Source organism: Symbiopectobacterium purcellii (assembly GCF_052050035.1).
In the GTDB taxonomy this organism is placed as follows: Bacteria; Pseudomonadota; Gammaproteobacteria; order Enterobacterales; family Enterobacteriaceae; genus Symbiopectobacterium; species Symbiopectobacterium purcellii_A.
In genome coordinates this window covers 4333384-4353180 of the sequence record NZ_CP189882.1, presented here as the reverse complement: position 1 = coordinate 4353180, position 19797 = coordinate 4333384, and the positions used below count along the sequence as shown (strand labels likewise).

Sequence of the window (19797 nt, the reverse complement as noted above, 5' to 3'; positions counted from 1 at the left end):
CGACATGATGTTCACGCTGTTCAGCGACTCTATGGCATTCGTTGTGTAGATCACCTTGCGTATGTCTGCCGGGTAAGCGAAGAACGTCGCCAGGTTGGCCCAGTTTGTCTGCCAGCTCCGGCTTATATGCGGGTAGCGGCTGTCCCATGCGCTGGCGAACGCTTCCAGCGCCTGCTGGCCTGATTCTTCCGTGGAAGCCTGATAGATGGCTTTCAGGTCGCGAGTGACGGCTTTGTAGTCCTTCCAGGAGACGAGCCGCATGCTGTTACGCACCTGATGCACGATGCAGAGCTGTACCCGCGTATGCGGGTAAACAGCTTCAATGGCATCAGGAAAGCCCTTCAGGCCATCGCAGCAGGCGATGAAGATGTCATGTAGCCCACGATTTTTCAGTTCTGTCATTACAGATAACCAGAACTTGGCCCCCTCGGTTTTGGCTATCCATAGCCCCAGCAGCTCTTTTTCGCCCTGGCCGTTGATGCCTAGAGCCAAGTAAACAGACTTGTTGGTCACGGCTCTGCCGTCCTGGCTTTTGACCACAATACAGTCAAGGTAAACAATGGGATAAAACGCATCCAGCGGCCGTTGCTGCCAGCGCTTAACTTCATCCATCACGGCATTGGTCACTTGAGAAATGAAGCCAGCAGAAACATCGACCCCGTAGACTTCTTTAAAGTGAGCCTGAATATCACGGGTTGATAGCCCTCTGGAATAGAGAGAAATAATGCCCCATTCCCACTCGAAACGCAACAAAGCGGTAGAGGCTTATGCCACCAGTAAGTGCGTTAAAAATACCTCATTGGGAGAACGATAGCCCAGCGATTTTCTGCCCCTTGTATTGAGTATGTGTTCGAGTTCGGCAATCTTACGATGACTGACCTGACTGAAGTCTGTTCCCTTTGGGTAAAAACGTCGTATCAGCCCGTTGGTGTGCTCATTCAAGCCCCTCTCCCAGGAATGATAAGGATGGGCAAAGTAGACCTGCGCCCCTGTGATTTGAGTAATTTGCTCGTGCAGAGCGAATTCAGGGCCGTTATCAGCTGTTAGGGTCTTAAACTTGCAAAAGGTATTAGCTTCAATGTCCCTGAAAGCAGCAACCACAGTCTCCGCACGCTTATTAGGCAGTTTGCGAATGATGACGGTTTTCAATGCTTTATAGCCAACCGACTTAAAAATGATTACATCCTATGCCCTGATATGCGGCAAAGAAGCATAGCTGGCTGTTATCAAAATAATGTCGCTTGGCTATATCTACGATGGTTAACAAGAATGACTTCTGGTCTTTGCCAAAAATAGTGTCAATTTCGAAGTGGCCAGGCTCCTGTTTAAGCTCGGCTTGAGCTGGGCGATACTCAATACCAACACGGTTGGGAATAGGGCCTGATTTGAGGTTTTCGGCATTGTACCTGTAACGTTTTCCCCGATGAGGAAGTTGCTGATATAGCTCCCCGCCAGCCTGTCTCTCCTGCAGGATATAGCGATATAGCGTATTCTTGCTGACAGATATACCGAATTCCAGGTGCAAACGGCCACTGATGATTTCAGGTGAAGAGTGAGTGGAAAGCGCCTGCCTGATGAAGTTCTGAATGTGTGGCTCCAACGGGTAAAAAGCATTGTTTGGCAGAGGCTTATGACGGCGTTCCCGGGCCAGAGTGTCCGCCCTTCTACAGCAGTAGACACCATTGAAAGTAGGGTCGGTATTGCGTCTGAGTTCCCTGCTGATGGTCGAGCGAGGCAGAGCAAGCTCTCTGGCGATGGTAGCTTGGTTGACACCTTCACCACGCCGCTTTTCGATGTAGAACCGTTCTTTCTGAGTCAGATGTTTTCCCTGCATGCAACAGGCTCTCCAGTATGGCCAGAACGGTGATTTTATCCGACTCTGGCCAGTGGGTCACTTTGTTGCGTTTCGAGTGGGAATGGGGCATCGAGTTCATGGTGTCAGGATAGCGCAAACGCGCAATCCTGAATACCGACAGAAGCGCGCGTTGCTGAACAAGCAGCGGCATTGCCAATACTAGAACTGCATTAGAAGGGACATCATCGTGCATAACTTACCTGATATTGCTTTTTTCACACGCTGGCCGATGCCGCAGCCGAGCAGAACCTCCCTCGCTATCGTTCAGCGCAAAACCTTCACATTGGCAATAAGCCAAAGGAAGGTTTTCGCTTCGACCCGGTGACCGACGCCGATCGAGAAGCGGAGCGCGCCATTCGCGCACTGATTAGCGCACATTACCCTGAACATGCGATTTTGGGCGAGGAGTTCAGCGCAGTTGGCGAGGGTGAAACCCAATGGATATTAGATCCGGTTGACGGAACCCGGCCCTTTCTGTGCGGCATTCCCGTGTGGGGAACGTTGATGGGTTTACTGCATCACCGGCGCGCCGTTATGGGAATGATGAGTCAGCCGTTTACGCAAGAACGCTTCTGGGCCGATGGAATTCAATCTTGGTATCGGGGCCCCTACGGTGAGCATGCGTTGCAAACGCGTAAAAATCTATCGCTGTCGCAAGTTATTCTGCACACCACCTCCCCCGAACCGGTTCCACGTCATCCTGGCATCTATTTTCCGTCCCTGACACAGCAAACCCTGATGACCCGTTATGGCGGAGAGTGCTATGCCATGGCCATGGTGGCCGCTGGACACATTGATATCAGAGTGGAATATGGCCTGCAGCCTTATGATATCGCAGCGCTGATCCCGATCATTGAGCAGGCAGGTGGCATCGTGACCACCCTTGATGGCGGACGTCCTGAAGGCGGGGGGAATATTGTTGCTTCAGGCGATCCGCAGCTTCACCAGCAGGTATTCGCCATACTCAATGGCTGACCGACGTTAGTTTTCTTTTCCCCCCTCCAGCAGGCGCGCCCAACGCGCGCCGCCATCAACCTGTTCGACAATCAGCTTCAGCGTCATGGTCAGTGGCACGGCCAACAAAATTCCGATCAGTCCCAACAACCCCTGCCACACCAGCAGAGAAATCAAGACCACACTGGTGGCAATATTCAGCTTCCGGCCACACAGGTATGGGTCCACAATCCAGCCCAATATCAGGTTGATGATCAGAAATGCCGCCAGTGCCGCCATACCCGGACTCATGCCGTTAAAGGCAAATGCCTGAATGATAGGCGGCACTGCCGCCAGAATAGATCCCAGCGCGGGAATAAAATTCAGCAGAAAGGCCAGCACAGCCCAAATAAAGGCGAATTTAACCTGCAAAATGGTTAACAGCACCCAGGTTGCTACGCCGTTTAACACGCTCATCAGCGTTTTAAGCATCAGATACTGCGTTACGCTATCAATGCCGCGCCGCACGGCTTTCATGCCAGAGGATTCCGCGCGAAACAACCGTTGTGTTTTCTCTACTAATACCGGTACCTCAATCAGCATGAAAATAACGGTCAGAAACACCACCAGTGTCGATGAAAAAAAACTGGATACATTGCTGAGCATACGGGTGATCAGTCCAAGAAATTGCCCAGGGTCAATCAGCGACATCGCCGCTTCCGGCGACAGTGTTAGCCCTAATTCCTGCAATGGTGCCATACCGACGGCAAGCTGACGCGTCAGCAGGCTGCGCATTTGCAGGCTCATTTGATTTAACTCAGGCAACGCCGCCACCATTCGGAGCAGGACGTAAACCAACAGCATCAACAATACGCCGCCCAGCAACACCACAACCAGTGAACGCGGTAGACGCGTACGACACAATAGCGCCACTACCGGCTCAAGCACGATAGCCAAAAACAGGGAAAGCAGAATGATGGAGAGGATGGATGCCGCCAGATGGATCCCCATCATGACGATAGCCAATGCGGCTAACAGCAACATGCGGTTCAGCAACATATCATCGGAAAATACAGGTGTTTTCATGGTGGCCTGCTTAGGGTTAACACGACGTTTAAATCCTGTCGCACGCGATAAAATCCATTTTTGCAAATGCGCGTCGGACAGTCTGTTCTTCAACAGAAAATATAGCGGCTTTTCGCCGCAACGTCGTTTTTAACGCTATTTACCCCAGTGCGTTTTGAGGTAATCCACCGCCGGAACGGTTTGAGGTTGATGAAGAAATCCCTCACGAAAGAGCACGCTGCCTTTCACATCCGGCAGCGCTTCATTGAGCGCCAACTGCCGCCGCAGTTCAGGCACGCCGCCGTCCTGCGCCCAATCAGGCTCCTTTTGGGAAGGCACACCGACTTTATATAGTGCTATACCAATGTAGAGGCGCGTTTTTGTTGGCTTTACCACATCCGCCCACCATTTTACCAGTGTGTCATAACGGACGATTTCTAGTGAAAAAGGCCAGTAGATTTGCGGGATGATGTAGTCAATCAGGCCGCGTTCCACCCACAACCGTGTGTCTGTATAAGAGATGTCATAGGCCTCCCCCCCGCGCGTGTCCGAACCGCGAGCGTCATTCTCCGCATTGCGCCACACGCCCGACGGACTGATGCCAAACTCAACCTGCGGTTTGACCGCTTTGATTGCCATCGATACTTGCTCAATCAATAGTAAGGTATTATTGCGGCGCCAGTCCCCTTTGAGGGCAAATCCCTGTCCGTACTGTCGATAGGTAGCATCGTCTTGCAAACGAGAAGCTGGGGTCTCGTAGTAAAAGTAATCATCAAAATGGATGCCATCTACGGCGTAGTTGTTAATCAGCTCCACCACCACGTTGGTGATCCACTGACGCACCTCAGGGATACCAGGATCCAACACAAACCGGTCGCTCGCCGTGCGTATCCATTCTGGGTGCAACGCATACACGCTCGAGGGCGAGGCACCAAGGGTGCGGCGCAGCGCGGCCACAGTTTTCGGCTGGGTATTGCTGGTCACTCGGTAAGGATTAAGCCAGGCGTGAATGCGTAATCCACGCTTATGCCCCTCAGCCAACATGAAGGCCAAAGGATCGTAACCGGGATCTTTGCCCACCACGCCGGTTAATACATCAGACCACGGCAGCAACGCCGAACGGTATAACGCTGTGCCATCCGGCTTTACCTGAAAAAAAATCGTGTTAACGCCCAGACTAACCAGATTGTCAAGCTTGTCGATCAGCGCCTGTTTTTGTAACGCAATGCGGCGCTCATCAGAAGGTTCATCACTTGACGCAGGCGTCGGCCAGTCAAGGCCGGATAGCGTGGTCAGCCAAACCCCCTTAACGTTCTCCGGCACAGCCGGAGAAACGCGGACGGGAGCCTCAACCACCACGGGAGAGATGATGTTCCCTTTGCTACCGCACCCAAGCACCCCGCACACCAAACACAGCAGAAAAAAACGACGTTGATAATTCAGCATATTTGGGCAACTCCTTGGCAGTAGAAAGGGCAATCACGGATTTAGGTTCGGTATTTTTCCACCAGCGCTTTGGCAATTGCCTCCGTTTGCGCATCGGCATTGCCTTCGATGTCCGTCGGGCGGAAATGCATTTGAAACGCGCTGATGGTCAAACGTGTTTCTTTATCCAGCTCACCGTTTTGTGGAATTTTATCATAGCCATACCGATGCAGTGCTTTCTGAAGCGTCAGCACATCCGTCGGCGCACTCGGTTGCCGTCCAGCCAGATACTTGTTCACCGTTGCATCATCAGGCCAGGCACCAACGCACATCTCCGCAAACAGTTTCCAGGGGAACAGTTTTCCAGGGTCCTGTTTGCGCAGCGGTGCAATATCGCTGTGCGCCAGCACATTATCCGGCGTGATGTTGTTACGCTTGATAATGTCTTTGATCAGCGCAGCAAGCGCGGTGATTTGTGTTTCATTATAAGCATACCAGGTACGAAAGCCAAGCATGTTATCGGTAAATCCGAGGTTAACAATCTCAATGCCTACCGACGAGTCATTGAGATTTACCCGACCATTCCAATTACTGACACCCGCATGCCAGGCTCTCATATCCTCAGGTACCAGTTGCATCACTACGGGTTTTTTATCGCGTAGCGGTGGATTTTTCGCAACCAGATAATGCGCACTTACCTGCCCCTGGGTTAATACCTTTAACGAACGCGCATCATCCAGTGCGGTGTAATGTAAAATCAGAAATCGGACACGCTCATTCTGGCCCTTGGCCGGATGAGTGGTATCCACGGTGTAATCGCCACGATCCACCAACGTTGAACGTGGCGTAGAACATCCGGCAACTCCCAATGCGAGCATTCCCACGGTGAGCAATTTCAGCCCGCCTGGACGAGTGGTAGACAAAACAGAATTGGATATCATGAAAAATTCACCTCCTTGGCGATCATTAACAGCAATAAGCATCACAATAAGCCAGTAAATAGGCGTTTTTTCCTAAAGATTACTACGCGGTTGCTATTCGCGGTTGCTATTAAATCATCGCTAAACCGTTACGACATTTAATCATTTTATAGCATTTCCAAGGAATAATTACCCTTTTCAACACTCAAAAAGTGACACCGTCACCTTAGATGTTAGCCCTATACCCCATTCCCACTCGAAACGCAACAAAGTGACCCACTTGCCAGAGTCGGATAAAATCACCGTTCTGGCCCTACTGGAGAGCCTGTTGCATGCAGGGAAAACATCTGACTCACAAAGAACGGTTCTACATCGAAAAGCGGCGTGGTGAAGGTGTCAACCAAGCTACCATCGCCAGAGAGCTTGCTCTGCCTCGCTCGACCATCAGCAGGGAACTCAGACGCAATACCGACCCTACTTTCAATGGTGTCTACTGCTGTAGAAGGGCGGACACTCTGGCCCGGGAACGCCGTCATAAGCCTCTGCCAAACAATGCTTTTTACCCGTTGGAGCCACACATTCAGAACTTCATCAGGCAGGCGCTTTCCACTCACTCTTCACCTGAAATCATCAGTGGCCGTTTGCACCTGGAATTCGGTATATCTGTCAGCAAGAATGCGCTATATCGCTATAGCCTGCAGGAGAGACAGGCTCGCGGGGAGCTATATCAGCAACTGTAGTGGGGCTTTGTTGAATAAATCGAACTTTCAGGGGATCGCCGGATCAAAGCACTATCATCGCTCCCGATAGCAGCTCCCCATGGCAAAGCAAAAGTTTAAAATCACCAACTGGCCCACCTACAACAAAGCACTCAGACAACGCGGCTCCCTGACGGTCTGGCTTGATGAGTCGGCCATCGCTGCATGGACTGACAGTTCTTCGCCTGAAGGTCGTGGTCGGCCGCTTTACTACACCGATATGGCTGTTACCACGGTTTTGATGATAAAGCGCGTGTTTAACCTGTCGCTCCGGGCATTACAGGGCTTTGTCGACTCGGTATTTACACTAAGCGTGTTGCTTAATAGTGAAATAAGGGTGTTTCGGTGATTGAAGTAAATTTTACGCTGTTCTGAGATGGAAATTCCAAAGACCGGCGCTAAGGAGTAAGAAGGTATCATCAATAAAGGGTCTACGATTCCGTAAAATTTGGGTCATGCAACCGAGGCGCTTGATACCCGCGATGGCGTGTTCAACTGTAATACGGATGCCCGAGATTATTTTATTTTCTTGTTTTTGTTCAGGCGATAAAGGTCTTTTTCGAGTTCCTTTTTTTGGGATTTGTGTATTAGGATGCTGTTTATCTATACCTTGAAAACCGGTATCTGCCCAGATGGTTACCTCAGGAGGAATATGGCGAATTATATCGACTTTATCGAGTAAGCGTTTATCGTGACGGCGCCCATTTTTGCTCATGGGGATAAATCCAATTTGCCTTGTTTCGTCAGTCATAATAAGCGCTTTTCGAGTGGTCTGTCTTTTCTTTCCCGAATACATTTTTTTTCGCCGACGCAGATTCTTAGGCTTTTGGACAGGTCGCTCTGTCCCATCAATAAAGACGTCTTTAACTCCAGGAAAGGCGCGAAAAAATTCCTCAGCAGAGCGAATTTGACGAGCGGGCAAAACACATTCTCGCCCCAAGGTCATCTCTAAAACCGGCAATAATATTTTTACCCAGCGACATACCCGTGTTCTATCTAAACCAAAAAGAAGTCCTTGCAAATCATAGGTCGGATAACATTTTAAATACAATAAAATAAAAAGCAGTTTATCTAATGGGGTTGGGATAAATACTTTCTGCCCTGCACCCATCTGCCGCTCGTGATCTTTTCGATTCTTTTTCCGATAAATCAAATAACAAGCTGAAAATTCAGCGGCTAAATTTTTCAATTCTTCGACTGATAATCCAATGATTGCTTTACATAAACGATTATCTCGTAACAACCGCTCTTTGTTGATCATTTCAAACCTTTATTCTCTAAGTTAAACCTCTTTTTATTCTCAATAGCCTGACAAAAAATGCAAGTCTCTATTCAGCAACTAGTTTACTGATGAGCCTGCCACTGCGCTGCCCGGACTACTCTCTGGTCAGTCGGCGGGCAAAAACCGTCAGTATCAGCATAAAAACGCCAACGCGTGGGCTTTGTTGAATAATTTAACCGTTTGATTTACATCTTCTTTAGTTAGAATGCATTTACAGAGAATGTATTTACAGAGAATGTATTTTGTTAGAACGACAAATCAAATAGTTAGCACAATAAAAAGCATTCCGAGAGGAAAAATTAGTCGTTGAAATTTTATAATGCTTATATAAATCAGTATCTTAAATTATTCAACAAAGCCCAACGCGTGGTGAAATCTCGCATCTGGTCATCGACAGTACCGGTCTGAAGGTCTTTGGCGAAGGTGAATGGAAAGTCAGGCAGCATGGGGCTGACAGACGAAGAGTGTGGCGCAAGCTTCATCTGGCAGCAGACAGTGCGACGCATGAGATTATCTGTGCCGACTTATCGCTCAGCGGAACGACAGATGCGCAGGCACTGCCGGGCCTGATTAACCAAACCCACCGAAAAATCAGGGAAGTGTCAGCAGACGGTGCTTATGACGCCCGTTACTGCCACGATGCGTTGCTAAGAAAGAAAATCAGGCCCCTTATCCCGCCGCGAAGCGGAGCCAAATACTGGCCGGACAAGTACCATGAACGTAACCATGCGGTGGCGAATCAGCGTCTGAGCGGGAGTAATGATATGTGGAAAAAGAAAGTGGGTTATCACCGGCGTTCAGTGGCAGAAACAGCTATGTTGCGCATAAAAACTTTGCTGGGTGGCCATCTGAGTCTGCGTGACTATGAGGCTCAAGTAGGTGAAGCCATAGCGATGGTCAAAGCGCTGAACCGTATGACGTTGTTGGGTATGCCACACAGCGTCAGGATAGGATAACAGGTGTAGCAGAGGGAGTCATCCTGTCGGCGGCTTTGTTGAATAATTTAACCGTTTGATTTACATCTTCTTTAGTTAGAATGCATTTACAGAGAATGTATTTTGTTAGAACGACAAATCAAATAGTTAGCACAATAAAAAGCATTCCGAGAGGAAAAATTAGTCGTTGAAATTTTATAATGCTTATATAAATCAGTATCTTAAATTATTCAACAAAGCCCCTGTCGGCTAATTCTGATTTATTCAACAAAGCCTGGACCTTGCCAATCAGAGACTGGAAACCTGCTATGAGCCAATTCATGTTGATGTATGGAGAACGAATCTCCGGTTAAGCAATGGAGCCATTTACACAAAATTCTTTACAGACTCTCGCGGGTATCAAGCGCCTCGGTTGCATGACCCAAATTTTACGGAATCGTAGACCCTTTATTGATGATACCTTCTTATAGCCAAGCGACTTAATTTTGATTACACCATATGGACTGAGAACAAACTCTCTGTATCGCAACCCATCTCTCTTTTTTTGCTTTTTGCTTGTGCCCATTTATGCTCAATTGGGTTAAGATCTGGCGAATATGTAGGCAAATACTCCACCATATACCCTGCATCGATGATGAATTGTTGAATATTATGTTTTTTGTGAAAAGTGGCATTGTCCATCATGATTACACTGTTTTTAGGGAGTACTGGGATAAGGACTTGTGTGACCCAGGCATAGAAAACATCGCTGTTAATATTGATATCAAATAATCCGATAGCAAACAGCGTTGTGCCTAATAAAGCGCCGATAACATTTGTTCTTCCCCTAGCTCCCCAGTTCTTCAGGCCAAAACACCGTTGACCTTTTGGGGAATAGCCGTGAGTCCGTGGGGCATCGTGTGAAAAACCACTTTCATCAATAAAAACAATAGGTTTACCTTCTTTTTCATACTGTTGTTTTTTTTGTTGAAATCCCTGCCGGGCGTTTTCGTCGGCTTTCGGATGACGTAGAGTTTTTTTTATAGGTCAATCCCAGCTTTTTAAGCGCTTGCCAAATGGCCTTCTGACAAACGCCAAAACGCTCTGCACGTTCTTTTTGGTAAGCATCTGGATATTGTTCAACATCTTTTATCAACTCGGATTTATCGATCTTTCGCTGACGCGTGGTCGATGCTTTTGACTCTATTTGATTAATCCAACGCGATACAGAGGCAGGGCCAATCCGAAATTGCTTCGCTGTTTCTCGGATACTCAACCCTTCGTTTTTCCGTGTAGATATCACTTTACGTCTAAAATCAATTGAATAGCTCATTTAAATAATGTAATCAAAATTAAGTCGTTTAGCTATACCTTCTTACTCCTTAGCGCCGGTCTTTGGAATTTCCATCTCAGAACAGCGTAAAATTTACTTCAATCACCGAAACACCCTTATTTCACTATTAAGCAACACGCTTATAGCATTTGTCTAGACAGAGGCGGAGCTTTCTGCCGGGTCTGCCCGTCTGAAGGGCGTCGAGAGTATCAGCAACCAGCTTTATGTCGTGGGTATTTGCCCCTGAGACAACCAGAGAGAGGGGAAGCCCGTTCGCATCGGTCATCAGGCTACGCTTTACACCCTGTTTCCCCCGGTCTGTGGGATTCCGTCCTGTTTTTTTGAGCCTGTCAGCGGTGACTTCGTCATACAACCATCCATCGACAGCCATGACCAGTCGATAGCATCCAGCTGCTCGCAGGCCAGCAACCCGTTCTGCCAGAACCGTTCAAAAACTCCTGCATCCCGCCACTCCTGGAAGCGGCGGTGAGCGGAGATTGACGAGCATATCCCGGTGGCATTCAGGGCATTCCACTGGCAACCCGTTCTGAGCACAAAGAGAATGGCGTTCATTGCGGCACGATTATCAACCCGCCAGCGATGCGTACCCAGCGGATGGTGGGTTTTGTGTTCCGGGAGCAACGGAACCATTTTCCCCCAGAGTTCATCGCTGATCTACCACTTATTGCTTGCCATACTTCCCTCAGAAATTGCCATTACTTATTAACTGATAATTCCTTTTGGGATAGGTTCTTAGCCCTGTTTGCTGCATATTTGATGACAATCATGCTGTAATCCGACGGGAAAACTCTGATTTTGCGTCAGGTCACCCTGCATTTTGATGTAAGTCTTAACACTCCCTGCTTAACAGGCGTATCCTACACTTCACTTATCGACGACGGGCCAACTGCCCGCCATTTTTTTGTCCTTTTTTGGTCTGACATAAGATGAAAACGCATGGAGTAATCGGGGTTACGCCTTTTAATGCGCTGATCGCCGCCTGTTGGCGCGAAAAATATACCGCACAACGTTTGGTTCACGACATTATCGCGGGCATCACCGTGGGGATTATTGCCATTCCCTTGGCAATGGCGCTGGCGATTGCCAGTGGCGTTCCTCCGCAGTACGGGCTTTACACCTCGGCAATTGCCGGGATTGTCATTGCGGTAACCGGAGGGTCACGCTATAGCGTTTCCGGCCCAACGGCAGCCTTCGTGGTAATTCTTTATCCCGTTTCGCAGCAGTTTGGCCTCTCTGGCTTGTTGGTGGCCACACTGCTTTCCGGGGTGTTTTTGGTGTTGATGGGCGTCTGCCGCTTTGGGCGCCTGATTGAATATATTCCGCTGTCAGTGACTTTAGGCTTTACCTCCGGCATCGGTATCACCATTGCTGCCATGCAGATTAAGGACCTGTTTGGTCTGCATCTGACCATCGTGCCAGAGCACTATATCGAAAAGGTGATAGCGCTGGCACAGGCGTTTCCCACCCTGACGCTGGCTGACACCCTGATCGGCCTGACAACGCTGGCCGTGCTAGTGTTGTGGCCCAAACTGGGGCTCCGCTTGCCGGGCCATTTGCCTGCGCTGCTGGCAGGCGTTGCTGTCATGGGTATCATGTCGCTGATGGGCCACGATGTCGCCACCATCGGTTCCCGCTTTAGCTTTATGCTGGCTGATGGCTCGCAGGGTCAGGGCATTCCGCCCATTCTGCCGCAGTGGGTGCTGCCGTGGAACGTGTCGGCAGCCGGTGAACCGGCCATGACGCTCAACTGGCAGAGCATTTCCGCCCTGCTCCCCGCGGCATTTTCCATGGCGATGCTCGGCGCTATCGAATCACTGCTGTGCGCGGTGGTACTAGACGGAATGACCGGTAAAAAACACAACTCCAATGCCGAATTGATGGGACAAGGCTTCGGTAATCTGGTCGCGCCATTCTTTGGCGGCATCACCGCCACCGCGGCTATCGCGCGCTCCGCCGCCAACGTGCGCGCCGGAGCAACATCTCCGGTGTCGGCGGTGGTGCACGCGCTGTTGGTGCTGTTGGCGCTTTTGGTGCTGGCTCCCTGGCTCTCTTATCTGCCATTGGCCGCTATAGCCGCGCTGCTGCTGATCGTCGCCTGGAACATGAGCGAAGCCCATAAAGTGGTGGATTTGCTGCGTCATGGCCCCAAAGATGACATCATTGTCATGCTGCTTTGCATGTCGTTGACCGTGCTGTTTGATATGGTGATTGCGATTACGGTGGGGATTGTGTTGGCATCGCTGCTGTTTATGCGCCGCATTGCCCAAATCACCCGGCTGAGCGAACGTCCCGAGACCTCATCGCCGACGCGACTGGTACTGCGGGTCAACGGTCCACTGTTTTTCGCCGCAGCGGAACGCATTTTCAACGATATTCTGCAACGCAGCGAGCATTATCAGATCATCATTCTGCAATGGGACGCGGTGCCGATTCTGGATGCCGGAGGACTCAATGCGTTCTTGCGTTTCAGCGATGCCTTACCCGCTGACAAACAGCTATTGATAACCGATATTCCGTTCCAACCGCTCAAAACCTTGGCGCGCGCCAATGTGCATCCCATTGCGGGACGCCGCACATTTTATCCCACGCTGGCCCAAGCGTTGGAAGCAACGCAGGCTATCGATTAATCTCACTACCCATTAGGCCGCGCGAGCGGCCTAAACCGGTGTGATCTGGACGTTCAGACACTCATTGCGCTGCGACACCGTTGTTGATGCCGCGCAGGCTTCACGGATCGTCACTAACTGTTGTGACGTCAGCGGATACGGCAGCACAATATTCAGTGCTGTCAGCTGCTGCTGCTGCGCCAGGGCGATCAGTCGCGTCAGGTTTGTTTCATCGTTGACCTGAGTGGAAAACACCTGCATTGCCAGCGTTTTCATTTGCTCTTGCGGGGCTACCTGACGGGCCGACTCAGATTTTGTGACTATGCCGATAATCGGCAACACGCCATACATGGCATCAATAAAACGCCAGCGTTTGTTACACAGCGCTGCCAAATACTCAGCGTAATCAATACTTAACTCCTCATTGTAACACACAGACTCTGGGTTATCTCCCATGTCCTTCTCTCCTGTTCGCCAGTGGGTTCATCGCGTCACTTGTACGTCAATCACCTTTCATCAAGCGTCGATAATACATCTGCCCTGTTTTACCAGGCTCACGGGTTACCCCCATATAGACAACCGACTTAAAAATGATTACATCCTATGCCCTGATATGCGGCAAAGAAGCATAGCTGGCTGTTATCAAAATAATGTCGCTTGGCTATATATTGTCATGAGCGTGAGTGATTTGACAGCGCGAGCACGTTATCAAGTTCACGATATTGCAATAAACTAGTTGCTGAATAGAGACTTGCATTTTTTGTCAGGCTATTGAGAATAAAAAGAGGTTTAACTTAGAGAATAAAGGTTTGAAATGATCAACAAATAGCGGTTGTTACGAGATAATCGTTTATGTAAAGCAATCATTGGATTATCAGTCGAAGAATTGAAAAATTTAGCCGCTGAATTTTCAGCTTGTTATTTGATTTATCGGAAAAAGAATCGAAAAGATCACGAGCGGCAGATGGGTGCAGGGCAGAAAGGATTTATCCCAACCCCATTAGATAAACTGCTTTTCATTTTATTGTATTTAAAATGTTATCCGACCTATGATTTGCAAGGACTTCTTTTTGGTTTAGATAGAACACGGGTATGTCGCTGGGTAAAAATATTATTGCCGGTTTTAGAGATGACCTTGGGGCGAGAATGTGTTTTGCCCGCTCGTCAAATTCGCTCTGCTGAGGAATTTTTTCGCGCCTTCCCTGGAGTTAAAGACGTCTTTATTGATGGGACAGAGCGACCTGTCCAAAAGCCTAAGAATCTGCGTCGGCGAAAAAAAATGTATTCGGGAAAGAAAAGACAGACCACTCGAAAAGGGCTTATTATGACTGACGAAACAAGGCAAATTGGATTTATCCCCATGAGCAAAAATGGGCGCCGTCACGATAAACGCTTACTCGATAAAGTCGATATAATTCGCCATATTCCTCCTGAGGTAACCATCTGGGCAGATACCGGTTTTCAAGGTATAGAGAAACAGCATCCTAATACACAAATCCCAAAAAAAGGAACTCGAAAAGACCTTTATCGCCTGAACAAAAACAAGAAAATAAAATAATCTCGGGCATCCGTATTACAGTTGAACACGCCATCGCGGGTATCAAGCGCCTCGGTTGCATGACCCAAATTTTACGGAATCGTAGACCCTTTATTGATGATACCTTCTTATAGCCAAGCGACTTAATTTTGATTACACCATATGGACTGAGAACAAACTCTCTGTATCGCAACCCATCTCTCTTTTTTTGCTTTTTGCTTGTGCCCATTTATGCTCAATTGGGTTAAGATCTGGCGAATATGTAGGCAAATACTCCACCATATACCCTGCATCGATGATGACTTGTTGAATATTATGTTTTTTGTGAAAAGTGGCATTGTCCATCATGATTACACTGTTTTTAGGGAGTACTGGGATAAGGACTTGTGTGACCCAGGCATAGAAAACATCGCTGTTAATATTGATATCAAATAATCCGATAGCAAACAGCGTTGTGCCTAATAAAGCGCCGATAACATTTGTTCTTCCCCTAGCTCCCCAGTTCTTCAGGCCAAAACACCGTTGACCTTTTGGGGAATAGCCGTGAGTCCGTGGGGCATCGTGTGAAAAACCACTTTCATCAATAAAAACAATAGGTTTACCTTCTTTTTCATACTGTTGTTTTTTTTGTTGAAATCCCTGCCGGGCGTTTTCGTCGGCTTTCGGATGACGTAGAGTTTTTTTTATAGGTCAATCCCAGCTTTTTAAGCGCTTGCCAAATGGCCTTTCTGACAAACGCCAAAACGCTCTGCACGTTCTTTTTGGTAAGCATCTGGATATTGTTCAACATCTTTTATCAACTCGGATTTATCGATCTTTCGCTGACGCGTGGTCGATGCTTTTGACTCTATTTGATTAATCCAACGCGATACAGAGGCAGGGCCAATCCGAAATTGCTTCGCTGTTTCTCGGATACTCAACCCTTCGTTTTTCCGTGTAGATATCACTTTACGTCTAAAATCAATTGAATAGCTCATTTAAATAATGTAATCAAAATTAAGTCGTTTAGCTATACTCCTTAGCGCTGGTCTTTGGAATTTCCATCTCAGAACAGCGTAAAATTTACTTCAATCACCGAAACACCCTTATTTCACTATTAAGCAACACGCTTAATGAAATCCGGTATCTGCGCGTTATACCCTTTTACGCTTCATTGCTGGCGCCGCCCATGTGTGGGCGCTATGCTAACGCAAGACGAAAACGGTCTGTCACACGGCAGGCTGAGGATAGAGCAACAAAAACTACGGTGACTATGCATAAGATTGCCTTTGTGGAAGATGACCCTGAAGTGGGCAAACTGATTGCGGCTTATCTGGGAAAACATGACATAGATGTTCATCTGGAGCAGCGCGGTGATAAAGCGCTCGACTTCATCGCGCAGCAAAATCCCGATCTGGTGCTGTTGGATGTGATGCTACCGGGCAAAGATGGCATGACCATTTGCCGCGAGTTACGCCCCCTGTACTGCGGCCCGATCGTGCTGCTGACCTCACTTGACAGCGACATGAACCACATTTTGGCGCTGGAAATGGGCGCAGATGACTACATTCTGAAAACGACGCCACCCGCCGTGTTACTGGCCCGCCTGCGACTCCATCTGCGCCAGTATTCAACACAGCCCGCCACGCAGTTTGCACCTGAAACGCCCGCAGTACAGGCGCAGGTTCAGGTGCACAAAACGCTGCACTTCGGGTTGCTGTGTATCGATCCGGTTAACCGTGAAGTGACGCTGGCGGAAGAGAATATAGTGCTATCCACCGCCGATTTCGATTTACTGTGGCAGTTGGCGACCCATGCCGGACACACCATGGACCGGGATTTGTTGCTCAAAAATCTGCGCGGCGTCAGTTATGACGGTATGGATCGCAGCATCGACGTTGCCATTTCCCGCCTGCGCAAAAAATTGCACGACAACGCCCTGGAGCCCTTCCGTATCAAGACCGTGCGCAACAAAGGTTACCTTTTCGCTCCGAACGCCTGGGAGAGCGCCATACCATGAGAAAACTGTTTGTGCAGTTTTTTCTGTTGCTGTTTGCCAGCTTCGTGGTAATGACGCTGCTGGTAGGTCTGGTCTACAAAATGACCGCAGAGCGCGCTGGTCGCCAGTCGATGGACGACCTGATGAAAAGTTCGCTCTATCTGATCCGCAATGAGTTGCGTACCATCCCGCCGCGCGAATGGCATAAAACCATCAACGAGATGGATTTGAACCTGTCATTCACGTTGAACATTGAGCCACTGAGTAAATACCGCTTATCGCCGAAAGCACAGCAGCGGTTGAATCAGGGCGAAATTATCGCGATTGAAGATCAATACACCTTTATCCAGCGTATCCCGCGCTCTCACTATGTACTGTCGGTTGGGCCAATCCCTTATCTGTTTTTCCTGCATGAGATGCGGCTGTGGGATTTGCTGTTTGTGATGCTGATTGGTCTTTCTCTGGCACTGCCCGTGTTTTTGTGGATGCGACCGCATTGGCAGGCCATGTTGAAACTGGAAAATGCCGCGCAGCGATTGGGGGAAGGCCATCTTGAAGAGCGACTGCACTATGACAACACCTCCAGTATGGTGCGACTGGGTATCGCGTTTAACCAAATGGCCGATAATCTGAATCAACTGATTGTCAGTAAAAAGCGGCTGATTGACAACATTGCCCATGAATTACGCACCCCGCTGGTACGCCTGCGCTATCGCCTCGCCATGAGCGATAATCTGAGTGAGGATAAACAAATCGCCCTCAACCGCGATATTGGGCAATTGGAAGCGCTGATTGACGAGTTACTGACCTACGCACGCCTCGATCGTCCGCAGGTCTCACTCCACCTGACACAGATTGATGTCACTGCCTGGCTGCAAAATAAAATCGATGAGTGGCGTATGCTGCACGCGGATAAGGAATTCGAACTGTCGATGCCGCCCGGCACGGATATTGGCTATCTCGATATGCGCCTGATGGAGCGGGTGCTGGATAATCTGGTCAATAATGCACTGCGCTTCTGCCATTCGCGCATCAGCGTCAGCGTATCTCGCGATGGGCCAATGGCCTGTCTTCAAGTGGATGACGATGGCCCCGGCATTGCGTTGGAAGACCGGGAAACGGTGTTTGAGCCGTTTATCCGGCTGGAGGCCGGGTTAGAAAACAGCAGCGGAGGTTGTGGGCTGGGCCTCGCGATTGTTTATGCCATCGTGCAGGCTTATGACGGCACTATTGTGGCGGAGAGCAATGAATGGGGCGGCGCCCGTTTCCGCTTCTGCTGGCCGATTAAAACCGATATCCCCGTTCGCCCTGCACTCCCGTCCTGAGGGTGTACATTGCGTTACACACCGATACCAATGACTCACAGACCCTCAACGGGCTTTTTCTTATGCTTCTTTCACCGGGCCGCTTCAAGGCCCACATTTGAACGGAATAATGAGGAATTGATGATGAAAAAAGTATTAGTATTGATCGCAGGTGCCGCTCTGGGTCTCTCCTCTGTCACATTTGCAGCGAACACCACGGCAGCGCCAGCAACCACACCTGCTGCACATGCTCAGGAACACGCGAAAAAGACAGTGAAAAAAGCCACTAAGCCTGCCGCACAGAAAGCGCAAGCTGCCAAAAAACACGTGAAGAAAGCCGCTAAGCCTGCCGCACAAAAAGCCCAGGCTGCGAAAAAACACGTCAAAAAGGCCGCTAAAAAACCGGCTCCCACCGCCGCGTAATCGCATCACTGTTTGTTGTCTCAAGATCCCTGCTCCGGCAGGGACTTGTTAGCCACAAAACGCCGCCAACACCAGCGGGTTTCACGCAAAGATAGTGAGTCTGACACCCGGTGAATCGGGTGTTTTTTTATGACAGGCATTCCAGCCGCTCCCCTTCCGGAAGCCGCCGTATGCCCGGACGCATACGGTTTATTTATGGGGTGCCTGATGATGTTCCATAGCTACTCATTCGAAATTGCGTTTTCGTTGGTGCTTGTGTGCGGATTCATCACGCTGCTGTTCTTTATATGAGGAACACAAAAGCGATTCCAAGTAGAACCTGAACCCACCATCCTAGCAAACCTGACTATAGTTAGTGGGCAACGAAAATATATCGCTTTTCCGCAAGGTAATTCTATTGATGCGTAAACTGGCCTGGTTGTTCTGTTTGATAGCGTTACCCGCCGCCCATAGCTGGGCTGAACAATCCTCTTCTGAAGCTGAACGTCAAAAAACGCTGTTTTTTAATCATGACGATCGCGATCCGGTGCCGTCCCCTAACGCCTGGCCCTGGCAGGCCATCGGTCAACTGGAAACCGCCAGCGGCAATCTGTGTACCGCCACGCTGATTGCTCCGCATCTGGCATTAACCGCAGGCCACTGCGTCTTAACGCCGCCGTCAGGAAAACCCGATAAACCGGTTGCGTTGCGTTTTATTGCGGTCAATGGCGAATGGAAGTATGAAACGCACGCCATCGAAGCAGTGACCAATAGCGCGCTACGCAAAAAATTGCAGCCCGACGGCGAAGGGTGGATTGTTTCTCCTGCCGCCGCACCGCTGGATTACGCCTTGATTTGGTTGCGCGATCCCCCTGCGGGTATCACGCCGTTGACCACCTGGAATGGCACACAATCAGAACTGAATGCCGCACTAGCGCAACAGCAAGCAAAGGTTACGCAGGCGGGCTACCCCGAAGATCACCAGGAAGCGCTCTATCGCCATCAGGATTGTGTGATTACCGGTTGGGCGGCCTCCGCGATTTTATCTCACCAGTGCGACACCTTGCCGGGCGACAGCGGTTCTCCGCTGATGCTGAAAACACTGCAAGGCTGGCAGTTGATTGGCATCCAAATCTCTGCGCCAGATGCCAGCGAACGCGAACGCGCTGACAACCATGCCGTTGCGATCACCGCCATTCAGCGGCAATTGAAGGCGCTGGCGTGCCATGCGATGAAAAACGCTGCTGATTCAGAATATATTATCGCCAAACGCGGCGTAAAGCGAAACGCCGCGCATACAAGCGCTAGCCAGGCGATCGATTTCATGTAAAATCGCTTAACTACGCCCTTCTCGTTTTCATCAGATAATGCAAACGCGGTACTTCTCCGGTTTTTTATCCTGTGAAATATCATGAATAGCGGTGCCTAATGACAGGTTTGTCCCCTATGGAATAGGCTAAGATG

The 19797-nt window shown here is 49.5% G+C and carries 19 protein-coding genes and 5 pseudogenes; 11 read left to right on the top strand and 13 right to left on the bottom strand.

The features are described from left to right. Nucleotides 1-12: 12 nt before the first annotated feature. From ACQGXV_RS29710 to ACQGXV_RS29700, 3 genes and pseudogenes are all read right to left on the bottom strand, one after another. Nucleotides 13-726 (bottom strand): annotated as a pseudogene (locus tag ACQGXV_RS29710) (IS256 family transposase); the annotation flags it as partial. Nucleotides 727-765: 39 nt separating this feature from the next. After that, entirely contained in the window at nucleotides 766-1149 is a 384-nt protein-coding gene (locus tag ACQGXV_RS29705; RefSeq protein WP_440864049.1) for an IS30 family transposase, read from the bottom strand. Between the two features lie 19 nt (nucleotides 1150-1168). Next, entirely contained in the window at nucleotides 1169-1834 is a 666-nt protein-coding gene (locus tag ACQGXV_RS29700) for an IS30 family transposase (RefSeq protein WP_440864048.1), read from the bottom strand. Nucleotides 1835-2039: 205 nt separating this feature from the next. On the opposite strand from ACQGXV_RS29700, the pseudogene ACQGXV_RS29695 reads away from it, so the two are divergent. Continuing rightward, nucleotides 2040-2830 (top strand): annotated as a pseudogene (locus ACQGXV_RS29695) (inositol monophosphatase family protein). Between the two features lie 6 nt (nucleotides 2831-2836). On the opposite strand, the gene ACQGXV_RS29690 reads toward ACQGXV_RS29695, so the two are convergent. From ACQGXV_RS29690 to ACQGXV_RS29680, 3 genes are read right to left on the bottom strand one after another with little or no spacing between them, the layout of a single operon-like run. Then, the gene (locus ACQGXV_RS29690) at nucleotides 2837-3967 is read right to left on the bottom strand and encodes an AI-2E family transporter (RefSeq protein ID WP_440864047.1); all 1131 of its coding nucleotides are present in this window, start codon (nucleotides 3965-3967) and stop codon (nucleotides 2837-2839) included. Nucleotides 3968-4009: 42 nt separating this feature from the next. Beyond that, on the bottom strand, nucleotides 4010-5299 hold the full coding sequence (locus ACQGXV_RS29685; RefSeq protein ID WP_440864046.1) for a glycoside hydrolase family 10 protein: 1290 nt from the start codon (nucleotides 5297-5299) through the stop codon (nucleotides 4010-4012). A gap of 41 nt (nucleotides 5300-5340) precedes the next feature. After that, nucleotides 5341-6219 carry an N-acetylmuramoyl-L-alanine amidase gene (locus ACQGXV_RS29680; protein ID WP_440867688.1) on the bottom strand — a complete coding sequence of 293 codons (879 nt, stop codon included), beginning with the start codon at nucleotides 6217-6219 and terminating at the stop codon, nucleotides 5341-5343. A 311-nt stretch (nucleotides 6220-6530) separates the two neighbouring features. On the opposite strand from ACQGXV_RS29680, the gene ACQGXV_RS29675 reads away from it, so the two are divergent. Both ACQGXV_RS29675 and ACQGXV_RS29670 read left to right on the top strand, forming a co-directional pair. Further along, nucleotides 6531-6938 carry a transposase gene (locus tag ACQGXV_RS29675; RefSeq protein WP_440864045.1) on the top strand — a complete coding sequence of 136 codons (408 nt, stop codon included), beginning with the start codon at nucleotides 6531-6533 and terminating at the stop codon, nucleotides 6936-6938. 79 nt (nucleotides 6939-7017) lie between these two features. Then, nucleotides 7018-7266 (top strand): annotated as a pseudogene (locus tag ACQGXV_RS29670) (transposase); the annotation flags it as partial. 51 nt (nucleotides 7267-7317) lie between these two features. On the opposite strand, the gene ACQGXV_RS29665 reads toward ACQGXV_RS29670, so the two are convergent. Next, nucleotides 7318-8217 carry a transposase family protein gene (locus ACQGXV_RS29665; protein ID WP_440864044.1) on the bottom strand — a complete coding sequence of 300 codons (900 nt, stop codon included), beginning with the start codon at nucleotides 8215-8217 and terminating at the stop codon, nucleotides 7318-7320. A gap of 374 nt (nucleotides 8218-8591) precedes the next feature. Here ACQGXV_RS29665 and ACQGXV_RS29660 point away from each other — a divergent pair. Next, nucleotides 8592-9194 (top strand): annotated as a pseudogene (locus ACQGXV_RS29660) (IS5 family transposase); the annotation flags it as partial. Between the two features lie 468 nt (nucleotides 9195-9662). On the opposite strand, the gene ACQGXV_RS29655 reads toward ACQGXV_RS29660, so the two are convergent. From ACQGXV_RS29655 to ACQGXV_RS29645, 3 genes and pseudogenes are all read right to left on the bottom strand, one after another. Then, entirely contained in the window at nucleotides 9663-10196 is a 534-nt protein-coding gene (locus ACQGXV_RS29655) for an IS630 family transposase (protein WP_440867641.1), read from the bottom strand. Further along, nucleotides 10120-10485, bottom strand: a complete 366-nt coding sequence (locus ACQGXV_RS29650) for an IS630 transposase-related protein (RefSeq protein ID WP_440862584.1) — start codon at nucleotides 10483-10485, stop codon at nucleotides 10120-10122. The genes ACQGXV_RS29655 and ACQGXV_RS29650 overlap by 77 nt, the downstream gene beginning before the upstream one ends. Nucleotides 10486-10624: 139 nt before the next feature. Next, nucleotides 10625-11136: pseudogene (locus tag ACQGXV_RS29645) on the bottom strand (IS5 family transposase); the annotation flags it as partial. Nucleotides 11137-11432: 296 nt separating this feature from the next. Between ACQGXV_RS29645 and dauA the strand changes: the two are divergent. Continuing rightward, nucleotides 11433-13133, top strand: a complete 1701-nt coding sequence (dauA, locus tag ACQGXV_RS29640) for a C4-dicarboxylic acid transporter DauA (RefSeq protein WP_440864043.1) — start codon at nucleotides 11433-11435, stop codon at nucleotides 13131-13133. A gap of 30 nt (nucleotides 13134-13163) precedes the next feature. Here dauA and ACQGXV_RS29635 read toward each other — a convergent pair whose 3' ends face one another. After that, the gene (locus ACQGXV_RS29635; RefSeq protein ID WP_440864042.1) at nucleotides 13164-13568 is read right to left on the bottom strand and encodes a hypothetical protein; all 405 of its coding nucleotides are present in this window, start codon (nucleotides 13566-13568) and stop codon (nucleotides 13164-13166) included. A 376-nt stretch (nucleotides 13569-13944) separates the two neighbouring features. Here ACQGXV_RS29635 and ACQGXV_RS29630 point away from each other — a divergent pair, with 376 nt between their 5' ends. After that, entirely contained in the window at nucleotides 13945-14670 is a 726-nt protein-coding gene (locus tag ACQGXV_RS29630) for a transposase family protein (RefSeq protein ID WP_440864041.1), read from the top strand. Then, nucleotides 14667-14783 carry a hypothetical protein gene (locus tag ACQGXV_RS29625; RefSeq protein WP_440867687.1) on the top strand — a complete coding sequence of 39 codons (117 nt, stop codon included), beginning with the start codon at nucleotides 14667-14669 and terminating at the stop codon, nucleotides 14781-14783. Before ACQGXV_RS29630 ends, ACQGXV_RS29625 begins: the two co-directional genes overlap by 4 nt. A 19-nt stretch (nucleotides 14784-14802) precedes the next feature. Here ACQGXV_RS29625 and ACQGXV_RS29620 read toward each other — a convergent pair whose 3' ends face one another. After that, a complete protein-coding gene (locus ACQGXV_RS29620) occupies nucleotides 14803-15336 on the bottom strand; it encodes an IS630 family transposase (RefSeq protein ID WP_440862665.1) in 534 nt (177 codons plus the stop codon). A 17-nt stretch (nucleotides 15337-15353) separates the two neighbouring features. Then, nucleotides 15354-15626 carry an IS630 transposase-related protein gene (locus ACQGXV_RS29615; RefSeq protein WP_440864040.1) on the bottom strand — a complete coding sequence of 91 codons (273 nt, stop codon included), beginning with the start codon at nucleotides 15624-15626 and terminating at the stop codon, nucleotides 15354-15356. A 275-nt stretch (nucleotides 15627-15901) separates the two neighbouring features. On the opposite strand from ACQGXV_RS29615, the gene rstA reads away from it, so the two are divergent. The 4 genes from rstA to ACQGXV_RS29595 all read left to right on the top strand — a co-directional run bounded on the left by rstA (nucleotide 15902) and on the right by ACQGXV_RS29595 (nucleotide 19663). Beyond that, entirely contained in the window at nucleotides 15902-16648 is a 747-nt protein-coding gene (gene rstA / locus ACQGXV_RS29610) for a two-component system response regulator RstA (RefSeq protein WP_440864039.1), read from the top strand. Further along, nucleotides 16645-17952 (top strand): two-component system sensor histidine kinase RstB, encoded by a 1308-nt coding sequence (rstB, locus tag ACQGXV_RS29605; RefSeq protein ID WP_440864038.1) that lies wholly within the window; start codon nucleotides 16645-16647, stop codon nucleotides 17950-17952. The genes rstA and rstB overlap by 4 nt, the downstream gene beginning before the upstream one ends. 120 nt (nucleotides 17953-18072) lie before the next feature. Beyond that, nucleotides 18073-18354, top strand: coding sequence for an acid resistance repetitive basic protein Asr (asr, locus tag ACQGXV_RS29600; protein WP_440864037.1), 282 nt, complete (start codon nucleotides 18073-18075; stop codon nucleotides 18352-18354). Between the two features lie 400 nt (nucleotides 18355-18754). Continuing rightward, nucleotides 18755-19663 (top strand): trypsin-like serine peptidase, encoded by a 909-nt coding sequence (locus ACQGXV_RS29595; protein WP_440864036.1) that lies wholly within the window; start codon nucleotides 18755-18757, stop codon nucleotides 19661-19663. The last annotated feature ends 134 nt before the right edge of the window (nucleotides 19664-19797 follow it).